The organism is Blastococcus sp. CCUG 61487 (assembly GCF_005222955.1).
GTDB lineage: Bacteria > Actinomycetota > Actinomycetes > Mycobacteriales > Geodermatophilaceae > Blastococcus.
Genome location: NZ_LWUA01000288.1, coordinates 1 through 16,684 on the forward strand (window position 1 = coordinate 1; position 16,684 = coordinate 16,684).

Annotated in this window: 19 protein-coding genes and 1 pseudogene; 12 read left to right on the forward strand and 8 right to left on the reverse strand. The window is 70.2% G+C overall.

Features of this window, described 5'->3' with window-relative positions:
* Together A6V29_RS19235 and A6V29_RS19240 are read left to right on the forward strand one after the other, a co-directional pair.
* Positions 1 to 867 (forward strand): annotated as a pseudogene (locus A6V29_RS19235) (ParB/RepB/Spo0J family partition protein); the annotation flags it as partial.
* 267 nt (positions 868 to 1,134) lie between these two features.
* On the forward strand, positions 1,135 to 1,623 hold the full coding sequence (locus tag A6V29_RS19240; RefSeq protein WP_137161802.1) for a hypothetical protein: 489 nt from the start codon (positions 1,135 to 1,137) through the stop codon (positions 1,621 to 1,623).
* Between the two features lie 512 nt (positions 1,624 to 2,135).
* Here A6V29_RS19240 and A6V29_RS22020 read toward each other — a convergent pair.
* From A6V29_RS22020 to A6V29_RS19255, 3 genes are all read right to left on the reverse strand, one after another.
* Complete coding sequence (locus tag A6V29_RS22020; protein WP_283956382.1) at positions 2,136 to 3,689, reverse strand: GAF domain-containing protein; 1,554 nt, start codon at positions 3,687 to 3,689, stop codon at positions 2,136 to 2,138.
* A 1,206-nt stretch (positions 3,690 to 4,895) separates the two neighbouring features.
* Entirely contained in the window at positions 4,896 to 5,513 is a 618-nt protein-coding gene (locus A6V29_RS19250; RefSeq protein ID WP_137161804.1) for an Asp23/Gls24 family envelope stress response protein, read from the reverse strand.
* A 5-nt stretch (positions 5,514 to 5,518) separates the two neighbouring features.
* The gene (locus tag A6V29_RS19255; RefSeq protein ID WP_137161805.1) at positions 5,519 to 6,094 is read right to left on the reverse strand and encodes an RNA polymerase sigma factor; all 576 of its coding nucleotides are present in this window, start codon (positions 6,092 to 6,094) and stop codon (positions 5,519 to 5,521) included.
* Positions 6,095 to 6,308: 214 nt separating this feature from the next.
* On the opposite strand from A6V29_RS19255, the gene A6V29_RS19260 reads away from it, so the two are divergent.
* From A6V29_RS19260 to amaP, 6 genes are all read left to right on the forward strand, one after another.
* Positions 6,309 to 6,788 carry an Asp23/Gls24 family envelope stress response protein gene (locus A6V29_RS19260; protein ID WP_137161806.1) on the forward strand — a complete coding sequence of 160 codons (480 nt, stop codon included), beginning with the start codon at positions 6,309 to 6,311 and terminating at the stop codon, positions 6,786 to 6,788.
* Entirely contained in the window at positions 6,785 to 7,117 is a 333-nt protein-coding gene (locus tag A6V29_RS19265; protein WP_137161807.1) for an Asp23/Gls24 family envelope stress response protein, read from the forward strand. The genes A6V29_RS19260 and A6V29_RS19265 overlap by 4 nt, the downstream gene beginning before the upstream one ends.
* Before the next feature lie 316 nt (positions 7,118 to 7,433).
* Complete coding sequence (locus tag A6V29_RS19275) at positions 7,434 to 7,619, forward strand: hypothetical protein (protein WP_137161809.1); 186 nt, start codon at positions 7,434 to 7,436, stop codon at positions 7,617 to 7,619.
* A gap of 20 nt (positions 7,620 to 7,639) precedes the next feature.
* Positions 7,640 to 8,032 (forward strand): Asp23/Gls24 family envelope stress response protein, encoded by a 393-nt coding sequence (locus tag A6V29_RS19280; protein WP_249933358.1) that lies wholly within the window; start codon positions 7,640 to 7,642, stop codon positions 8,030 to 8,032.
* A 13-nt stretch (positions 8,033 to 8,045) separates the two neighbouring features.
* Positions 8,046 to 8,576, forward strand: a complete 531-nt coding sequence (locus A6V29_RS19285; RefSeq protein WP_137161811.1) for a DUF6286 domain-containing protein — start codon at positions 8,046 to 8,048, stop codon at positions 8,574 to 8,576.
* Positions 8,573 to 9,145, forward strand: coding sequence for an alkaline shock response membrane anchor protein AmaP (gene amaP, locus A6V29_RS19290; RefSeq protein WP_137161812.1), 573 nt, complete (start codon positions 8,573 to 8,575; stop codon positions 9,143 to 9,145). The genes A6V29_RS19285 and amaP overlap by 4 nt, the downstream gene beginning before the upstream one ends.
* A gap of 35 nt (positions 9,146 to 9,180) precedes the next feature.
* Here amaP and A6V29_RS19295 read toward each other — a convergent pair whose 3' ends face one another.
* The gene (locus A6V29_RS19295; RefSeq protein WP_249933359.1) at positions 9,181 to 10,527 is read right to left on the reverse strand and encodes a PP2C family protein-serine/threonine phosphatase; all 1,347 of its coding nucleotides are present in this window, start codon (positions 10,525 to 10,527) and stop codon (positions 9,181 to 9,183) included.
* A 128-nt stretch (positions 10,528 to 10,655) separates the two neighbouring features.
* Between A6V29_RS19295 and A6V29_RS19300 the strand changes: the two genes are divergently transcribed.
* The 4 genes from A6V29_RS19300 (at position 10,656) to A6V29_RS19315 (ending at position 12,279) form a co-directional block, all read left to right on the forward strand.
* Positions 10,656 to 10,847: a hypothetical protein gene (locus A6V29_RS19300; RefSeq protein ID WP_137161813.1), complete on the forward strand. Its 192-nt coding sequence runs from the start codon at positions 10,656 to 10,658 to the stop codon at positions 10,845 to 10,847.
* Between the two features lie 144 nt (positions 10,848 to 10,991).
* Complete coding sequence (locus A6V29_RS19305) at positions 10,992 to 11,261, forward strand: GlsB/YeaQ/YmgE family stress response membrane protein (protein WP_137161814.1); 270 nt, start codon at positions 10,992 to 10,994, stop codon at positions 11,259 to 11,261.
* Positions 11,262 to 11,298: 37 nt separating this feature from the next.
* Positions 11,299 to 11,604, forward strand: coding sequence for a hypothetical protein (locus A6V29_RS19310; RefSeq protein ID WP_137161815.1), 306 nt, complete (start codon positions 11,299 to 11,301; stop codon positions 11,602 to 11,604).
* 279 nt (positions 11,605 to 11,883) lie between these two features.
* Positions 11,884 to 12,279, forward strand: coding sequence for a DUF2382 domain-containing protein (locus A6V29_RS19315; RefSeq protein WP_170977969.1), 396 nt, complete (start codon positions 11,884 to 11,886; stop codon positions 12,277 to 12,279).
* A gap of 359 nt (positions 12,280 to 12,638) precedes the next feature.
* Here A6V29_RS19315 and tal read toward each other — a convergent pair whose 3' ends face one another.
* The 4 genes from tal to A6V29_RS19335 all read right to left on the reverse strand — a co-directional run bounded on the left by tal (position 12,639) and on the right by A6V29_RS19335 (position 16,381).
* A complete protein-coding gene (tal, locus tag A6V29_RS19320; RefSeq protein ID WP_137161817.1) occupies positions 12,639 to 13,742 on the reverse strand; it encodes a transaldolase in 1,104 nt (367 codons plus the stop codon).
* Positions 13,743 to 13,765: 23 nt separating this feature from the next.
* Positions 13,766 to 14,134, reverse strand: a complete 369-nt coding sequence (locus A6V29_RS19325) for a hypothetical protein (RefSeq protein ID WP_137161818.1) — start codon at positions 14,132 to 14,134, stop codon at positions 13,766 to 13,768.
* A gap of 381 nt (positions 14,135 to 14,515) precedes the next feature.
* Entirely contained in the window at positions 14,516 to 15,352 is an 837-nt protein-coding gene (locus A6V29_RS19330) for a hypothetical protein (RefSeq protein WP_137161819.1), read from the reverse strand.
* A gap of 213 nt (positions 15,353 to 15,565) precedes the next feature.
* A complete protein-coding gene (locus A6V29_RS19335) occupies positions 15,566 to 16,381 on the reverse strand; it encodes a DUF2382 domain-containing protein (RefSeq protein WP_137161820.1) in 816 nt (271 codons plus the stop codon).
* Between the last annotated feature and the right edge of the window lie 303 nt (positions 16,382 to 16,684).

A 16,684-nucleotide genomic window follows, 5' to 3' on the forward strand; every position in this document is an offset into this window, starting at 1 on the left:
GGGCCCGGGCGGTTCGCCCACGCGCTGACCCGCGCCAAGCAGGCCCGAGCCGAAGCCGAACGGGCAGCCGCCCTTCTGGGGGAGCTGACCGCCGCCGGGCGCACCGTGCTGGACGAGGACACCGGCCGCGCCGCCACCCGGCTGGCCGACCTCGCCCACGACGGCCGGCCGCTGACCGCCGAGGGCCACGCCGGGTGCCCCGGCTCGGCGGTTTACGTCTGCACCAGCGGCTGGCAGGGGCCACAGGTCGTCGAGGTGTGCACCGACCCGGCCGGCAACGGCCACCGCGACCGCTGGACGGCCACCGCGCTGCCCGCCGGCACAGCAGCCGAGGAACCGAGCGAGGGCGAACGCGAGGCCGCCGCAGCCGAACGGCGGGCCACCATCGAGAACAACAAGGCGATGGCCGCAGCCAACGAGACCCGCCGCGAGTGGATCAAGGGCCTGCTGCAGCGCAAGACCGCACCCAAGGCCGCGCTGCGATTCGCCGTCGAAACCATGGCCGCCGACCCCCGGGCGTTGTCCCGGTGGCTGTCCGGGCAACCCAACCGCGCCCAGGACTCCGCCGCCGCCGACCTCGGCATCGACGCCCCCGGCCAGTGGTGGACCACCCGGGACAAGCCCGCGCTGACGCTGACCAGCGGCGAACAGGTGCCCGACGCCCGGCTCGCGGTGGCGCTGCTGGCCCACGTCGCCGGGGCCATCGAGTCCGGGCTGCACCGCCAGTCCTGGCGCAACCCCGGCGCCGGCGACGCCCGCTGGCTGCGATTCCTGGTCTCCTGCGGCTACACACTCGCCGGCATCGAACGGCAGATCGTCGACGCGGTCGACCAACCCACCGCCGATCCCGCACCCGACGCCACCTGACCGGCGTCCGGCCGTCCCCGCACCCCCGCGGGGGCGGCCACGCCGAGGCGGGGGCTGGTTCGGGGTGGCCGGCCGGCGGCGGGGGTCGCGCGAGGCCCCGCCGCTGGCGCGTCGGAGCCACCCGTCAGCAAGCTGCCGGCGGGCCTGCCGGCCCGACGCGCTCACCAGCACCGCGACCGCCGCCCGACACCCGTCACCGGCCGCGACTGTCAGACCCCAACGGCACACTCACCCCCGACCCCGCCGGCCGGGAGGAGGGAGAACCCAGTGATCTTCGAACCCAGAGCCGCCGACCTCGACCCGGTCGACGTGGAGAACGCCCTGCTGCGCGCCGCCCTCGGCGACTACTGCGACGAGGCCGCGATCCTCCTGCTGATCACCTCCGGCCACTGGCTGCCGCAACTGCAGCACGCCGGGCTGATCACCATCGACGGAGACGTGGAAGGGGAGGGACTGTGGGCCCACATCAACTGGCCAGACCTCGACGAGGCCGTGCGCATCGGCACCATCATCGGCAGAAGCAGCGACCATCAGGTCCTGCGGGCAGCCGCCAGCATCGCCGACGGCCACCCCGTCGACCTCGGCGACCTCGCCGCCGGCCTCGACCGCCACGCCCTCACCCTCGTCCTCGCCGCGATCGCCCACGCCGCCGGCAGCCACGAACCCCGCAGCATCACCCACGCCCCTGACGGCGTCCCGCACCCGAGTGACCGACTGCCACCGCTGGTCCCCTGGCCCCAGCCGAGCCCCCGGTAACCGTCGCGAAAGGGCGACGCCCGACACGGCACCGGCAAGAAGGGCACCGAGCGCCGACGGCCGCCTGACCCGATAAGCCGAACTCGATGTCCCCGGGGCTCGGGGAAACCGACCGCAGCCGGGACAGCCAGGCGCCTCGCCTCACCGGCCCCAGTCGTCGCTGCCCACGGGCTCGATGATCACCGGGCGTTCCTCGAATGGGAACTCGACACGGCCGAGATCCTCCGGCGGAGTGGTCGAACCCCCGCCACGCGCTGCATTAGGTGTCGCTGCAGGTCGTTCCAGCCCACGTCGTCGTCACAGGCAGGTGCCCGTAACCGGGCCCCGACGGGGGAGATGAACGCCGCCCGGGAGGCCAGTGGGGTGCCGCCTATGGGTTCGCGCACCTCTTTGACGGTTCCACTGCATGGACCCAGCGGGGCATGGCTCGGGTGCGGATTTCAGGCGACCGTCCTCCCGATGGAGGGCACCGGCCGAGCCGCCCGGCGCTCTGCACGGTGCGCCCGCGGCATTCAGGCGCCCAGGATCTCCTTGGTGACCGCGGACTGCTCGGTCAGGACACCACCGATCACTGTCTGGGTCTCGTTGATCCTGCCGACCGCGGTGTTGATCGCGTCGAGGGCGCCGACCACCCGGGAGACTTGCTCTTGAATCGCGGTGATCTTGCTGTCGACCTCGGTGGTGGCCCGGGCGGTTTCGTTGGCCAGCTCCTTGACCTCGCCCGCGACCACGGCGAAGCCGCGTCCGGCGTCGCCGGCGCGGGCGGCCTCGATGGTGGCGTTGAGGGCGAGCAGGTTGGTCTGCTCGGCGATGCCGCGGATGACCTTGACGACCTTGTCGATGTCGCCGGACAGTTCGCCCAAGCTGGTGACCTCGGCGTTGGCGTCAGAGGTCAGCCGCTGACTGTCGGCGGCGACGGAGGAGGCCGACAGCACGTTGCGTTCCAATTCGGTGATGGAGGTCAGCAGTTGGTCTCCGGCGGTGCCTAGTCGATCTTCGGCGGCGAAGCGCTCCAGGGCCTGGCCGAGCAGGAAGGCGGTGTTGCGCAGCGCGTCCTCCCGTCCGGGGGAGAGGGTGATGGTCTCGGTGACGAAGAAATCCATGGTGCCGACCACGACCTTGCCGACCAGGATGGGCAGGCAGACGCCGGACTTGACACCGGCGCGCTGCGCGGCGGGGGCGCGCACGCAGTCGGTGACCTCGCCGAGGTCGGGCACGAACACCAGGTCCCGGGCCCGCCATGTGCGGCCGGAGAGCCCGACGCCCTCGGCGAAGGACGCCTTCATGGTGATCTGGCGGAACTCCGGTCCGGCGTCGCCGGACTCCTGCACGAACCGCAGCACGTGCTCGGTGGGGTCGACGGCCCAGTAGGAGGCGTAGGCCCAGCCGAAGCCTTCGCGGATGGTCGCCAGCGCCCGGGTCATCGCCTCGTCCTTGCTGGATGCGGTCGACACCGCGCGCAGCACGTCGTTGATCGCGGTCGTGTCCTCGGCGGCCTTGATCTGGCGTTCGGCGGTGGCTACCCGTTCGATCGCCTGGGAGACGAGCACCCCGACGGCGCGCAGCGTGTCCAGCCGCTCCGCGGACAGGTCCAGGGTCTCGGTGGCGAAGAAGTCCATCGTGCCCGTGACCTGGCCGCCCTCGATCAGCGGAAAGCACACCCCGGAGCGGACTCCTGCCCGCTGCGCGGCGGGGGCCCGCACGCAGTCGGTCACCTCGCCGAGGTCGGGTACGAACACCAGGTCCTGGGCCCGCCATGTGCGGCCGGACAGCCCGACGCCCTCGGCGAAGGAGGCGGCCAGGGTGACCTCGCGGAACTCAGGTCCGGCGCTGCCAGACTCCTGCGCGAAGCGCAGCACCTCGCTCTGCGGGTCTAGTCGCCAGTAGGAGCCGTAAGCCCAGCCGAACCGCTCACGGACGGTGTCCAGCGCGACGTCGACGGCGGCCTGCACGGTATCGGTAGCGGCCAGCGCTCGTACCACGGCCGTCACCGCGTGCACGTTGGCGTGCGCCTCCCCGATCTCGTCGCGGTGCTGCTCGGCCGCACGTCCCGCGCGTCTCCACACGTGTTGATCCTCCGCCGGCAGTTTATGAGTGGTGTCGCTCCATGTTCTCGTCTGCTGCGTTGCGGGTCTAAAGCCGAATGAGGGCAGCAGTTCACCGGAGGAGCCTCCTGTACAGGAGGGAACGTGCAGGTGGGCCACATGTTTGGGGGCTATGGACGCTTGTGGGGGCTTATCCTGAACGGGCCCGTCCGGTGTGCGAGCAGAGACCGCCATGCAGGCGTTCAGGGATCGGCGCCGGGCGGGCCTCTAAGTGAACTCCGGCTGACGTCGTATCTCAGGCCTCGTGTCCTGAGGCGCGGTCGGCATACCGATATCGCGAACTCGGACCGGGCTGAGCCCAGCGGTCCAGCATCATGGTCGAGCTGGCGGCATTGGGACGCGACGCGCGTCCAGTCCGCTCGAGCACGAATGCGCCACCGGCTGCCTGACGGCCGCCCGGATCCGCGAAACGACGCGGCGACGCGCGACCAAGCCGGCAGGCTTCCCTTTCGCCGTAACGTCCAAGGTCACGACGACAGCGCCGGAGCCCGTCGGGCAGTCAGTGGGGCGTCGAGCACCTTTAGCAGTCCAGCTCGGTTGGGGGTCATGTCAAGCGGCATCTCCGCGCGAGCCACCGGTGCGGTCTGGCAGGCCATCACCTGACGGTCCTTCCGGACGTCATCACCCCCGACCATCACTGGCTTCCGTCGCCTTGCCACCGCTCGACGCCGAGAGGAGGCTGATGTCAGAGGCTCTCTCCCGTGCACCCAGGGCGGTACAGTCGCGCCAGCTCGCCCGGGTTGACCGAGCATCCAGCGGGGCAGTCGAATTCGAGGGGCGTCAGTGGGAACGCGCCGCCGTCTTCGCGATCTGCTGCTTCCCATCCCACAGCTGCCCGTCCTCCGCAGCTCGGGCACGATTCCCAGGTGACGCGGTCACTCACTGTCGACTCCTTGAGGGCTGGGGACATCTCGCGACGACACGATGCGCGAACAACCCACGTCGGTGCAGTGGCATTGGTCCTCGGCCCGATCGTGGACGCTGCGAAGGTGGTCCACCACCCTCTGATCGGACGCCGATCGTTTCGGCTGTGTGGTCGAGGAGTCCGGCTGGTGCCCTATGGGATCGCGTGCCGATGGTCACATGGCACGCCGCCGGCGGCATCGGGACGGAATGGGGCGGTGTGTTGCCGTCTGCGGTTCGATTGCGCGGGGCGGAGGGCACAGGTCAACGGGGGAGCGGGTCCGGGCCGGAACGAGTGCGAGGTACCTCGACGTCGACGATCGTGACGTTGACCTCTACGACGACCAGGCCAGCATGCCTCCACAGGTGGCGCCGGATCCGGTCGCGCACCTGGTCGGCGATCTCCGGGATCGGCGCGCCCAGCTCGACGGAGAGATAGATGTCGATGACGACGTGCGTGCCGGCGACTCCGACGTCGGCGCCGGATTCGTGCCCCTGCCCGAGTGCGAGGCCGACCCGGGGGACGGACTCAGCGGCCAGTCGGGCGATGGCTTCGAGCACGCGGGACGCGATCCGGGTGTGGCCGTTCGGCCCGGGCACGAGGGAGTACCACGGGTGTCGTGAGAGCTCTCGGACGCGCGCCATCACCGCATCGAGGAGCCCGGTAGGCGCGCGCACATGTTCCGCGGCCAGCTCCTGCACCGGTGACCAGATGTCGCGGACTTCGGCCAATGTCGCCCTGCAGTGCGCGCAGCTGCGCTGGTGGGCCGGGTCCTGCGGAGGCTTCCCGTCGGTCACCTGCGCGAGCAGGTCATCGACCGGCACGCCGCAGGGGAGCCGGTCCCTGGGCGAGGAGCCGTCCCGCGGGGCTCCGCTGGGCATCGACCTCACCTCCAGCTCTGTAGTCGGGACGCCAGGGTTCGACGCGCTCGATGTGCCCGGACTTTCGCCGCGGCTTCGCTGATGCCGAGGATGCGCCCCGTCTCCGCGTAGGTGTAGCCGCTGAACGTGGTGAGCACGAGGGGTGCGCGTTGGTCGAAGGGCAGCAGCAGCAGTGCCTGGCGGACGGCTTCCTGCCGTTGGGCCCCGATTGCGACGCTCTCAGCGGCGGGGACGGTGGGCAGGCCGCTGCCCGATGTGCTCTCGTCGGGGAGTGCTGTGGTCGGCCGAGCAGCGCGGTGCAGGTTGTGGCATCGATTGATGACGATGCGTGTCACCCAGGTGGCGAAGCGGGCTTCGCCGCGGAAGCCAGGCAGGTGCTGCCACGCCTGCAGCAGCGACTCCTGCACGATGTCCTGGGCGGCGCCAGGGTCGGCCGTCATGCGCAGGGCGACGCGGTAGAGCTGGTCCTGGTGGCGGCGGACGAGGCTGGCGAATGCGACCTCGTCGCCGCTGCGGGCGAGTTGCAGCCACTGTTCCTCCACGGGATCTGAGGACGAGCCTTCGAACCCCGGAGAGGTCATCGGACGACATCAGACTCCGGCGTTGCCTGTCGGCACCTCCACCCGGGGGACGCGACCTCGTGCATCTTCGTGTAACTCCTCCGGCCCGGTGGTGTCGAAAGGGCGTAAGCCATCGTGTCGGGCTCCTTGTTTGCTCGCCAAGCCCCGTGGGCACCAGGATGACACGACTGGTTTACGTCGTAATCATTGCCCATCCCGTCCGAGAGGTCCCACGATGACGCAGTCCCCCACGAGCAGCTCCTCCGCCGGCACCTCCAGCTCCGCCGCATCCGGCGCCCTGGCGCAGGCGGCACCGTCCCCGCTGCAGACGGAGCAGGGAAAGACGACCGTTGCCGACGGCGTCGTGCAGAAGATCGCCGGGCTGGCGGCGCGGGAAGTTTCCGGCGTGTATGACCTGGGCGGCGGCGCAGCCCGCGCCTTCGGCGCTCTGCGCGAGCGCATCCCGGGCGCCACCCAGTCCGCCGGTCAGGGCGTCTCGGTCGAGGTGGGCGAGAAGCAAGCAGCCGTCGACCTGGACATCGTGACCGAGTACGGCGCACCGATCGCCGAGGTGTCCAAGTCCGTGCGGCGCAACGTCATCAGCACGGTCGAGGGCATGACCGGCCTGCAGGTCACCGAGGTCAACATCGCCGTCAACGACGTGCACCTGCCCAGCGACGACGAGGGCCAGCAGGAGCCCGCGCGCGTCCAGTGACCAGCTGGTCGAGCGCCGTGGCGGCGGAGGCCGACGCCATCGCCGCCGCGGTCCTCGCCTGTCCGGCCGTGGCCGGGCTGAGCCGCGGACCGTTATCCTCGACGGTGACCTTCCTCCCCGGTCGCCGCGTCGAGGGCGTTCGGGTGGACGAAGATCGAGTGAAGGTTGCCGTGGTCGCCGCCTACGGAACGCCGATCATCCTGCTGACCGAGCAGGTGCGGGCGGCCGTGCGGCCGCTCGTCGGCGGCCGGCCGGTCGACGTGCACGTGGCGGACCTGCAGATGCCCCAGGATCAGCAGCGGGCGCTGCCCGCCGGCTCCCAGGGCTGATGGATCTGGTGCGAGGACCTGGCGTCGATGACTGACCCTCGGCACGTGGAACAGCGGCGGCTGCGGCGAGAAGTTCTTCGGCGTCACCACCCCGACCTCGGCGGCAACGCCGAGGAGTTCCTCCGCGCGGTACGCGCCTTCGAGTCGGGCCGACCCGCCGGCGGGTCGGACACCAGTGAGCTTCGTTTCGTTCGCCGGCCCAGGGGCTTGGCTCGTTTCAGGGCGTGGTCCCTGACGCTCTTCCGCCGTCGTCGTCGCCCGCGCCGCGTGGTGTGAGCGTCCATCGATTTACTCGTCGTCTCTCTCGGAGGTTGCCATGCCCCCCACCGTGGTGGGTCTGTTCACCGGTCTTCTGCTCGGACTTGCCTGGGTCATCGGCGGGTTCGACGCCTTCGTCGGAACCGCCGTCCTCGGCGTCGTCGGCTTCCTGGTCGGCAAGGTCGTCTCCGGCCAGCTCGATCTCACCCCCTACCTTGGCGGCGGCGGCCGCAATCCGCGGTGAGCACCCGAGATGAGGACGGCGTGCCGACGGCGGACGAGTCCTCCAACCCAGAGGACGCCGCCGAGCGAGGCAGCCTGACGATTGCGAATCGAGTGATCGAGCGCGTCGCCGGTTACGCGGCCACGCAGGTCGAGGGCGCGAGCGCCGCCCCCCGCCGGCTGCTTGGCATCAACATCGGTGACGCCCGGCCCGACGATGAGGCGTCCGTCCGGGCGCGGGTGGACGGCCAGACCGCCACGGTCGAGGCCACGATCGCCGTCGAATGGCCCCGATCCATCGTCGACGTTGCCCAGCGGCTGCGGAGCAGGGTGCGCGACGACGTCCTCAACCTGACCGGCGTTCAGGTCGCCCACGTCGACGTCGACGTCGTGAGCCTTCCCGCGCCGACCTCCCCGTCGCGGCGCGTGCAGTGATGAAGGAGTACTCGTGCACGTCCTGAACCGGATCCTCGCGACGCTGCTGGCGCTGGCTGTCCTTCTCGGCGGTCTGCTGGCGGTCGTGGAGATCGTGCTGGCCCAGCTGGGCCGCCCGTACTGGCTGGTGCCACATCCCGACTGGAGCCGATGGCTGACTGAGCAGACGTTCTCGTCCGGCGCCGTCCGCGTGATCCTCGTCGGCCTGGCGGTTCTCGGTTTCCTCCTGCTACTCGCCGCGCTCCGGCGCGGCCGCCCCGGTTCCCTCGCGCTGCCCAGCCCAGGGGACAACGTGCGGGTGACAGCCTCTCGGCGAGGCATCGAGCGGACGCTGTCTCGTGCGGCGCAGCGTGCAGACGGCGTGCGCTCGGTCCAGGTTCGCGCCGGGCGCCGCAAGGTGCGCGTCACCGCCGTGTCGGGCCTGCGAGACACCGGGGATCTGCGACAGCGCGTGACCAGCGCGGTCGACGAACGCCTTGATGAACTGGGCCTGTCGGGCACCGTCCGCCCGCAGGTCACCGTCACCCGGAAGGGCGCCCGATGAACCCCCGCGTCGATACCGCCAACCGGGCCATGCTGTCCCTGCTCGCAGTGATCCTGCTCGCCGCCGGCGGTCTCGGGCTGGCGCTGAGCTTCGGTGCCTTCGGCGACGGCAACCGGCCGTTGCTGCCCGAAGGCATGCGCCGCTTCGCGCAGGAGCAGCCGTGGTTCTGGTGGGCGGTCGCGGCAGTCTGCCTGCTGCTCGCGCTCCTGGCCCTGCGGTGGCTGCTCGCCCAGCTGAGCACCGACCGAGTCGGAAAGCTGGACCTCACCACCGACGACCGCGACGGCCTCACCGTGCTGCACTCCGGAGCGCTCTCCGCCGCCGTCGAGAACGAGACGACCGCGCTGCGCGGTGTCAGCAGCGCCTCGGCCCACCTGAGTGAGACGCGCGGTCGGCGGCTGTCGCTCGCCGTCGACCTGGCTGACTACGCCGACATCGCGGAAGTGCGCGCTGCCCTGGAAGACCGAGTCGTCATGCAGGCGCGCCAGGCTGTCGGCGACCCGACGCTTCCGGTCGACATCGAGCTGCGACCCGGCATGTCCAGGACCGGCGGCCGCGGACTCCGGTAAGAGGATCCCTCCCCCGCAGAGGCACGAGTAAGCACTTAGGTGTCAGCGTCAGAACCCTGGGCCGGCCACTCGACGAGGACAACGCTCGCATCGTCGCTGAGCTGGTCGGCCTGGTGCGCGAGCACGGCCGCAACCAGCCGGCGAAGGGTTTCGGGCAGGGGGTCGCCGGCCGTCATCGCCCGGATGAGGAAGTCGGCCAGCCGTTCCTCGCCGAAATACTCACCGCCCGGGGTCCGGGCCTCGACGATGCCGTCGGTGTACAGCATGACCCGGTCGCCGGGCTGCAGCTGGAATAGGCAGATGCCGGGCTCGTCCTTCTGCAGCCCCAGCGGGGGGTGAGGCGGGCACGGCGGCGGCTCCATGACCGAGCCGTCCCGGACGACGAGCGGGGCGGCGTGGCCGGCGTTGACCCACTGCAGCTGACCGGTGTGGAGGTCGAGACGGGCGATGGCGGCTGTCGCGAAGCGGCTGCCGGAGAACTGGTCGGAGATGGTTGAGTTCATCGCCGCCGAAATGTCCGGGAGATCCAGCCCGTCGCGACGGGCATGCCGGTACGAGCCGATGGCGACGCTGGCCAGCAAAGCCGCGGGCAGACCGTGACCGACCGCGTCCAGCATGAGGAAGTCCGCGCAGGAGCCGTTGACGGCATAGTCGAAGCTGTCCCCGCCGATGTCGTATCCGGGCTCGAGTGCGCCGGCGATCGACACGCGGTCGGTGGCAAAGCTCAGCGGGGGCAGCAGCTCCCACTGGATCTCGGCGGCGAGGCTCAGCGACTTGCGGCGGCGCAGCCGGGCGAACACGTCACTGTGCGTGTCGTGCACCGCGATCAGATCGGCCACGACCGCGGTGAGAGCGCGTGCCTCCGCCTCCAGCGCGTCGGTGATCTCGGCGGCAACGACCTCCGCCACGCCGAGGCGGTTCGTCCCGTTGAGCAGCGGTAGCCACAGCCGCTGTGGACTGTTCTTCTCAGGCGCCCGGGTCGCCTCCACGCGGCGGAAGGCCAGGCCGGCGACCGACCCGTCCACGGTCAGCTGCTGGCGGGAGGGAACCCCGGCGCCGGGAAGCGGGTGCAGGACGCGCTGGTCGTAGTCGGCGAGATACAGCACCACCTCGTCCGCGCCCAGCAGCTGGGCGTGCTCGGCGACGATCGTGGCCAGGCATTCGGGGGCCACCAACCGCGTTGCGTGCAGCAGCGACCTCAGCGGGTCCGCCGCCGCACTCGCGCCGACGTCGGCCGTAGCCGGAGCAGCGTCGGATGAGGGCATGCCACCACGATGCCATCTCTGGCGGCGACAGGGAGCGGACCCGAGCCGAGATCGAAAACGGAGCGGGCGATGAAATGTCGACCCGTTTGGTGTGGCATCGGCATCCTGCGGGCACACCCGGTTTACAGCGTCAGCAGCCCCGGCCACCGCCGCTGTGGATCGAAGTGCGTGACCAGCAGAGGCTGCGTCATGTGGTGTCCCTCTCCGCTGTCAATGCCCAGCGCACCGAGCCCAGGGAGAACCTCATGCAGATTCCCAAGCAGCAGATCCTCGACCTGCTGAAGTCCCGAGGTGACAACGCCGAGGCGGACCGGGCCGACACTGAGTTGCCCGAGCAGGTCGACACCGACCAGCACCGCGGACTGCTCAGCAAGCTGGGCATCAATCCCGCCGACCTTCTCGGTGGCGGCGGTCTGGCCGGCAAGCTCGGCCTCTGAGTGCGGGGGCAATTCCCGCTCTCCCCGCCGGCCGACATCGGTGACCCGCCCCACCGTCGATTCCTCGCCCTCTGCGCTGGCCGAGCCGGTCTGCCAACTCACTGATCTGACCGCTGCGGTGCGGCGCTCTCGAAGGAGACACCCGTGATCTGGAACCTCATCGTTCTGCTCGTCGTCGGTCTGGTCGCTGGCCTGATCGCCCGCGCGGTCATCCCCGGCAAGCAGGACATGAGCATCGTGATGACGATCGTGCTGGGGGTCGTCGGCTCTCTCGTCGGCAACCTGCTGGGCGGGCTGATCAGCGGACGCGGGTTCGAACTGGGCACCGCCGGGTGGATAGGGTCGATCATCGGCGCGATCGTCGTGCTCGGCGTGTACGTCGCCGTACAGGGTCGCGGCGCACGCAGGCACTGACCGGCACGACGATCGTCATGCGGCAGGAGCATCTCGCGTGACCGTGGTGATCGCGGTGGTGCTCTTCGGTGGGGCACTCGTCGCATCCGGTCGCGCCGCATCGAAACTGGTCTCGAGCGCTGACGATGCCGCGCGAGAGTTACCGGCCGGTGGCGCAGAACCTCTCGCCTACGCCTGCGTCGCAGTGGGGCTCGCCACGGTGGGTGCCTCGATCGTGTCTTCCGGTGACCTGACGGTCATTGGCGTCGGCCCGTTCCTCCTTGCGGTGCTCACCGTCTGTACGCCGCTGGTCATTTCCTGGCGGAACCGGAACCGCAAGGAGCACGCCGATGCCGCTGGCTGATCACGGCCCGACGCGGGTCGTCACCACGCAGATGGCGGTCGAGGGTTCCGCACGGGCCGCCGCGTTCGGTGTGTCCCGGGGCGTTCCGGGCCCTCACGGCTGCGGTGGGGTCGGTCCGTCCGGTCAGGACAACAAGATCAGCACTCCCTCCGGTCACCGTACCTATCCGGCGGCTTGCGTCTGCAGGGCCCGCCGGGCCTACCGAGTCGGTCGAACCGACAACCCGATCGCCATGTGGCCGGTCGAAGAGAAGCCCTTGCTGCCCACCAGGAGAACCCCGTGATCGCTGACGTCCCGCCTACGAGCCCCAGTGCCATCCTCGCCGAGGAGCGCCTGCGAGTGCACACCGAACGGGTGCCCGTCGAGCGCGTGGTGATCGGGAAGCGCGTCGTCACCGAGACGCGGACGTTCACCGTCGAGGTCCGCCGCGAAGAGCTGGTCATCGAACGGCCGCTCGCCCTCGACCGGAACGGTGGTACGGCACAGAGGAACGAAGAGAAGATTTTCGTCCTGCACGAGGAAGTCCCAGAGATCACTCTCCGCGCAGTGCCCGTCGAGCGAGTACGGGTCGTCGTCGAGTCGGTAACCGGTCACGTCGTTGTGGAAGAGCCTCTTCGACACGAAGAGGCGACCGTCGACGTCGATGAAAGCATCCGCACACCTGAACGCCAATGACGGAAGAGGACAGGTCCTTCCGCTGACCTACGGACAGGAGCATTGAGCCATATCCGTGTCTCGTAGGGCCTGAGGTCGAGGACCGGGGCTGGGTCAGCGGAGAAGCGCAACGGCACGCTGGCCGCTTGCGGTTGAGCTCGACCCGGGAAACCCGTCCGCACGCCAATCGCGCGGATCCCGTAGCTGCTCTGCCGCCGGCGCCGGTAGAGCGGCACCACCGACAGGTCGGACAACCTCGATGAGACAAGGATCCATGAGCAACCGGCGCGTCTGCCATGGCCGAAACCACGCGCCGCGGCGAGGCCCAGCACGTAGGAACGTCGGCGGTGCATGCTTGGCCCCGGCGTGCGGAGGGGACGTCACTCAGGGATCAGTTCATCGCGCCTGGCGGTGATGGTGGCGAAGAGCTGGTCGAAGGAGGCGACGAACTTTTCTACTCCTTCCCGTTCGAGCAACGCGGTGAGGTCGGCGTAGTCAAGTCCTGCGTCGGCGAATCGCTGCATCGTGGCGCGGGCGTCGTCGAGGCCGTCGGTGAGGGTGTCGGCGACCGTGCCGTGGTCGCGGAAGGCCTCGAGGGTGTCCCGGGGCATGGTGGTCACGGTGTCGGGGCCGATCAGCTGCTCGATGTAGACGACGTCGCGGTAGTCGGGGTTCTTCACCCCGGTGGACGCCCAGAGGCAGCGCTGCGGCGACGCGCCGGCGTCGGCCAGGTCGTTCCACACGGCTCCGGTGAACAGCTGCAGGTAGGTCTGGTACGCCAGTTTGGCGTTGGCGATGCCGAGTGTGCCTCGGAGGGTGTCGTGGTCGTCGACCGCGTCCAGCCACTTGTCAGCTTCGGTGTCGACCCGGGAGACGAAGAAGGAGGCGACCGAAGCGACGGTTCGCAGGTCGCCGCCGCTGCTCTGCAGCCGGCGCAGACCGCGGATGTAGGCCTGCGCGGCCGCGCGATGCCGGTCCAAAGAGAACAGGAGCGTCACGTTGACCGGGATGCCGGCGGCGATGGTCTCCTCGATCGCCGGGATGCCCTCCTCGGTGGCGGGAATCTTGATGAACAGGTTGGGTCGGTCGATCAGGGCGTGCAGGCGGGCGGCCTCGGCGACGGTGGCTGCGGTGTCGTGCGCCAGGTGCGGGTCGACCTCCAGGGACACCCAGCCGTCGCGGGTCTCGTCACCCTGGGCGTGCACCTCCGCCAGCGCATCGCAGGTCGCCTGGATGTCGGCGCACGCCAAGGCGAGGAAGACCGCCTTGGCGTCGCTCTCGGTGGCCAGTACCTCCCGGAACTGGTCGTCGTATGCGCTGCCCTCGGCGATCGCGGCCTGGAAGATCGTGGGGTTGGAGGTGACGCCGCGCACCCCCTGCTCGACCAGGCTGGTGAGGTCGCCGTCGTGGATGAAGCGCCGGGAGAGGTAGTCGATCCAGGCGCTCTGGCCGTGGTCGGTGAGCTGGTGCAGGGGGGTGGACATGCGGGTCTCCGGGAGAGGTTTGGTCAGCGGTCGGTGGTGCTTCGCGGGCGGGATCGCCGGCCACCGGCGGGAAAGGCGATGACGCGGGCGTCGTGCCGGTCGTCGACCGTGCGGGCTTCCGGATAGAGGTCCTCGCCGTCGGTGAGCAGTGGCACGTAGAGGTAGTTGCCGTGCTGGTCACGAGCGGGGCGGCCGGTGCGCGGGCGGAGGACGAGCCGGTACAGGGCCGTCGACACGTCGACCGGTAGCTCCACCCACAGCGGCAGGTGCCGGCGGTCGACCGGCCACACCTGCCCGTGGGCGGTGCCGCAGTACGCGCGGGCCTGATCTATCGCAGGGCGGCGGCCGGGGCCGTCGAGGACGGCCGCCGGCTCGTCGGACAACTTTGTCATGGTGCCTCCCCATACCCCGGAGGGATGGGCTTCGGTGTTCAGGTCACAGCTGGGCTCGCTGCGTTCGCGCGTTCGATCCAGAGGAGCCGACGAGGTGCATCGGGGTCCGGTGCTGGAGTCGTCGATGCACCTCGTAGCCGGAGGATCAGGTGTTGTCAGGCTTGATCGGCTGGTCGTCCTGCTGGGCGTCCTCGTCGGTGGTGAGGGAGACCTCGTCCTCAGGTGAGGGTGCAGCCGTGGCGTCGGTGGACGGGTTCTCCGTCACCCCGCCGACCCCTCGATCTGCGGGGGGGACAACTGCGGGGCATCGGGAAGTCCTCTCGTTCTACCGGTCCAGGAGGAGCCGCCGCGCCACGCGTGATGGCGCGGCGGCTCCCTGGGTCACTGGCTGAGCGTGACGGCCGTCTTGGCGGCCTCGATGTGGTGCCCCTGGGCGTCGAGCTGCGCGGCTCCGTCGGCCTCGGCAACTCCGACCTGTCCGGCGAAGCCTGCGGAGTGGGCGACGAGCGTGCCCTGCAGATCCACGACGTCCCCCGGCTGCACCTGGTAGGGGGACTCGCCGTCCCCGGTGAGCTGCGCCCAGATCCGCTCGGCCTCCGATGTGCCGATCCAGAAGCCCTCGTCGGCGGGGACGGAGAGGACCTGCACCGCGGTTGCCACGACCGGCTGATCGGCGGAGGCGCTGAGCGCACCCGCCGGGTCGCTGCCGGCCGCGAGCGGCAGCAGCGACGTGCCGTTGGCGGTGACCGTGCCCGGCTGACCTGCGTCGCCGCCGTCCTGGGCCGCCGTCGGGGCCGGGGTGGAGCCGTCTGGCGACGGGCTGGACGATCCGTTGCCTTCCGTGGCGCTGCTCGACGGGTCGGCGGCGCCGGCCGCGTCGGTGTCGTCGGCGCCGCACTGGCTCAGCAGCAGCAGCGCGATCACCACCGCAGCGATGCCGAGTAGCAGCGGGATCAGCCAACCCGGGCGGCGCTTGCGTTCGCTGGCGCCGACTGGGGTGGCACCCGCCTGCCGGCGGGGGGAGGAGTCGGGGGTGCTCATGGTGTCCTTTCGCGGGTGTGGTGCGTCGGAGTCGGCGCGGTCCACCGTGCGGTGGTAGCGCGACGGCCTGCTGCCAAGGGCGGCGGTCAGCCGGGTGATGAGGAAGGACACGACGAGGGCAGCGGTCGTGGCGGCGCCGTCGCGCCGGTCAGGCAGAAGCCTGAACGGGAAGGGCACGTGGTGATCGTCGCGCGGACGAGGCCCGCCAGGAGAGCAGCATGTTCAGCTGGCCGATGACCCACAGCGATGCCCGGTCTGCGGCCGCCGACTGACGTCATGCGGTCGACGATGAATGGTCACGGTACGTCGCCGGCACGTGACCACGAAAGGACGCGCTGGCAGACGCCGGGCGGGCCAGCTCGACAGCGCGACCCGCCCGGCGCGGGACGATCAGCGGCGCAGATCCTGCTGGTCGCCGTCGAACTCGATCTGCTCCTTGCGGACCTGCTCGCTGACCTGCTCCTGCTCGGTCACCGTGTTTACGTCCAACCGCACGCGCTCCACCGGAACCGCCTCTTTCTCCACCACCGGTCGCTCGGCGTGCAGGACCACCTCGTGCTCCTCCTCGGAGATGGACGGGCCGTCCATGGCGTCACCGATGTTGGCATCCGTGATCGGTTCGCGCTCGATCCGGACCTCCTCGCGCGACACCGGGACCGTCTCGGTGACGTTTTCGGTGACCACGTACTTGCGCAAACGGGCCTTGCCGGTCTCGACACGCTGGGTTCCAACGCGCAACTGCTCCTCTGAGCGGGTCATGGCGGTGTCGGTGGTCATCCCCGACGTGTCCCGACCGACAGCGGTGTCCTGCACGTCGTCGTAGACCCCGTCCCCGTCCCGGTCGCGATCGTCGTGCGCCCCGGGGGTGATGCCGGCGGCCGGGGCGGCGTAGCTGTCACCCATGCCGTAGTAGCGGTAGAGCTCTGCCTCCTCATCGGGAGTCAGGTGCCCGTCCGCATCGACCCGGGGGGCCTCCTTGACCTTGTCCTTGTCGTAAGGGAAGCGCACCGTGTCACCACTGAGGTCGGCGTGCTCGAGCGGCAGGAACGTCTCCTTGGTGCCGAACAGGCCGGTGTTGACCGTCGCCCACTCCGGGCGGCCAGTCTCGTCGTCGAGGTACACCTCGCCGACCTTGCCGAGCTCGCTCCCGTCGCTGGCGACGGCGCTCTTGCCGATGACCTGGCTGACCTGCTGATCGGTGATCATGAGACTCCTCGGAGTGCAGCTTGAACGGATGAGAGAGGGCGTTCCGGCCCTGCGTGTGGAACGCCCACGCGAGATAGGGTGCCCGCATGCTTACGCGGTAAACACGGCATCTTCGTTCTCTTCCTGACCGCATGGTCGAGCGTTGCGGGTCAGCGTTCCCGGGTCTGGGGGGCATCCATGGTTGCCGCTCCAGCCACGGTTCCGATGCCGCCACCACCGGGCGGGAATGCTTCACTGAAGGGCGAAGTCGTCGTGCGTACCGGACCCCAGAACGCCCGGCCACCAGTGGCGTCCACCAAGGTG

Bases quoted from the DNA above. Each gene is read 5' to 3' on its own strand.
- A6V29_RS19300 (WP_137161813.1), top strand. From the start codon at position 10,656: ATGCAGATTCCCAAGCAGCAGATCCTCGACCTGCTGAAGTCCCGAGGT.
- A6V29_RS19335 (WP_137161820.1), bottom strand. From the start codon at position 16,381: ATGATCACCGATCAGCAGGTCAGCCAGGTCATCGGCAAGAGCGCCGTC.
- A6V29_RS19260 (WP_137161806.1), top strand. From the start codon at position 6,309: ATGACGCAGTCCCCCACGAGCAGCTCCTCCGCCGGCACCTCCAGCTCC.
- tal (WP_137161817.1), bottom strand. From the start codon at position 13,742: ATGTCCACCCCCCTGCACCAGCTCACCGACCACGGCCAGAGCGCCTGG.
- A6V29_RS19325 (WP_137161818.1), bottom strand. From the start codon at position 14,134: ATGACAAAGTTGTCCGACGAGCCGGCGGCCGTCCTCGACGGCCCCGGC.
- A6V29_RS19275 (WP_137161809.1), top strand. From the start codon at position 7,434: ATGCCCCCCACCGTGGTGGGTCTGTTCACCGGTCTTCTGCTCGGACTT.
- A6V29_RS19255 (WP_137161805.1), bottom strand. From the start codon at position 6,094: ATGACCTCTCCGGGGTTCGAAGGCTCGTCCTCAGATCCCGTGGAGGAA.
- A6V29_RS19250 (WP_137161804.1), bottom strand. From the start codon at position 5,513: ATGCCCAGCGGAGCCCCGCGGGACGGCTCCTCGCCCAGGGACCGGCTC.
- amaP (WP_137161812.1), top strand. From the start codon at position 8,573: ATGAACCCCCGCGTCGATACCGCCAACCGGGCCATGCTGTCCCTGCTC.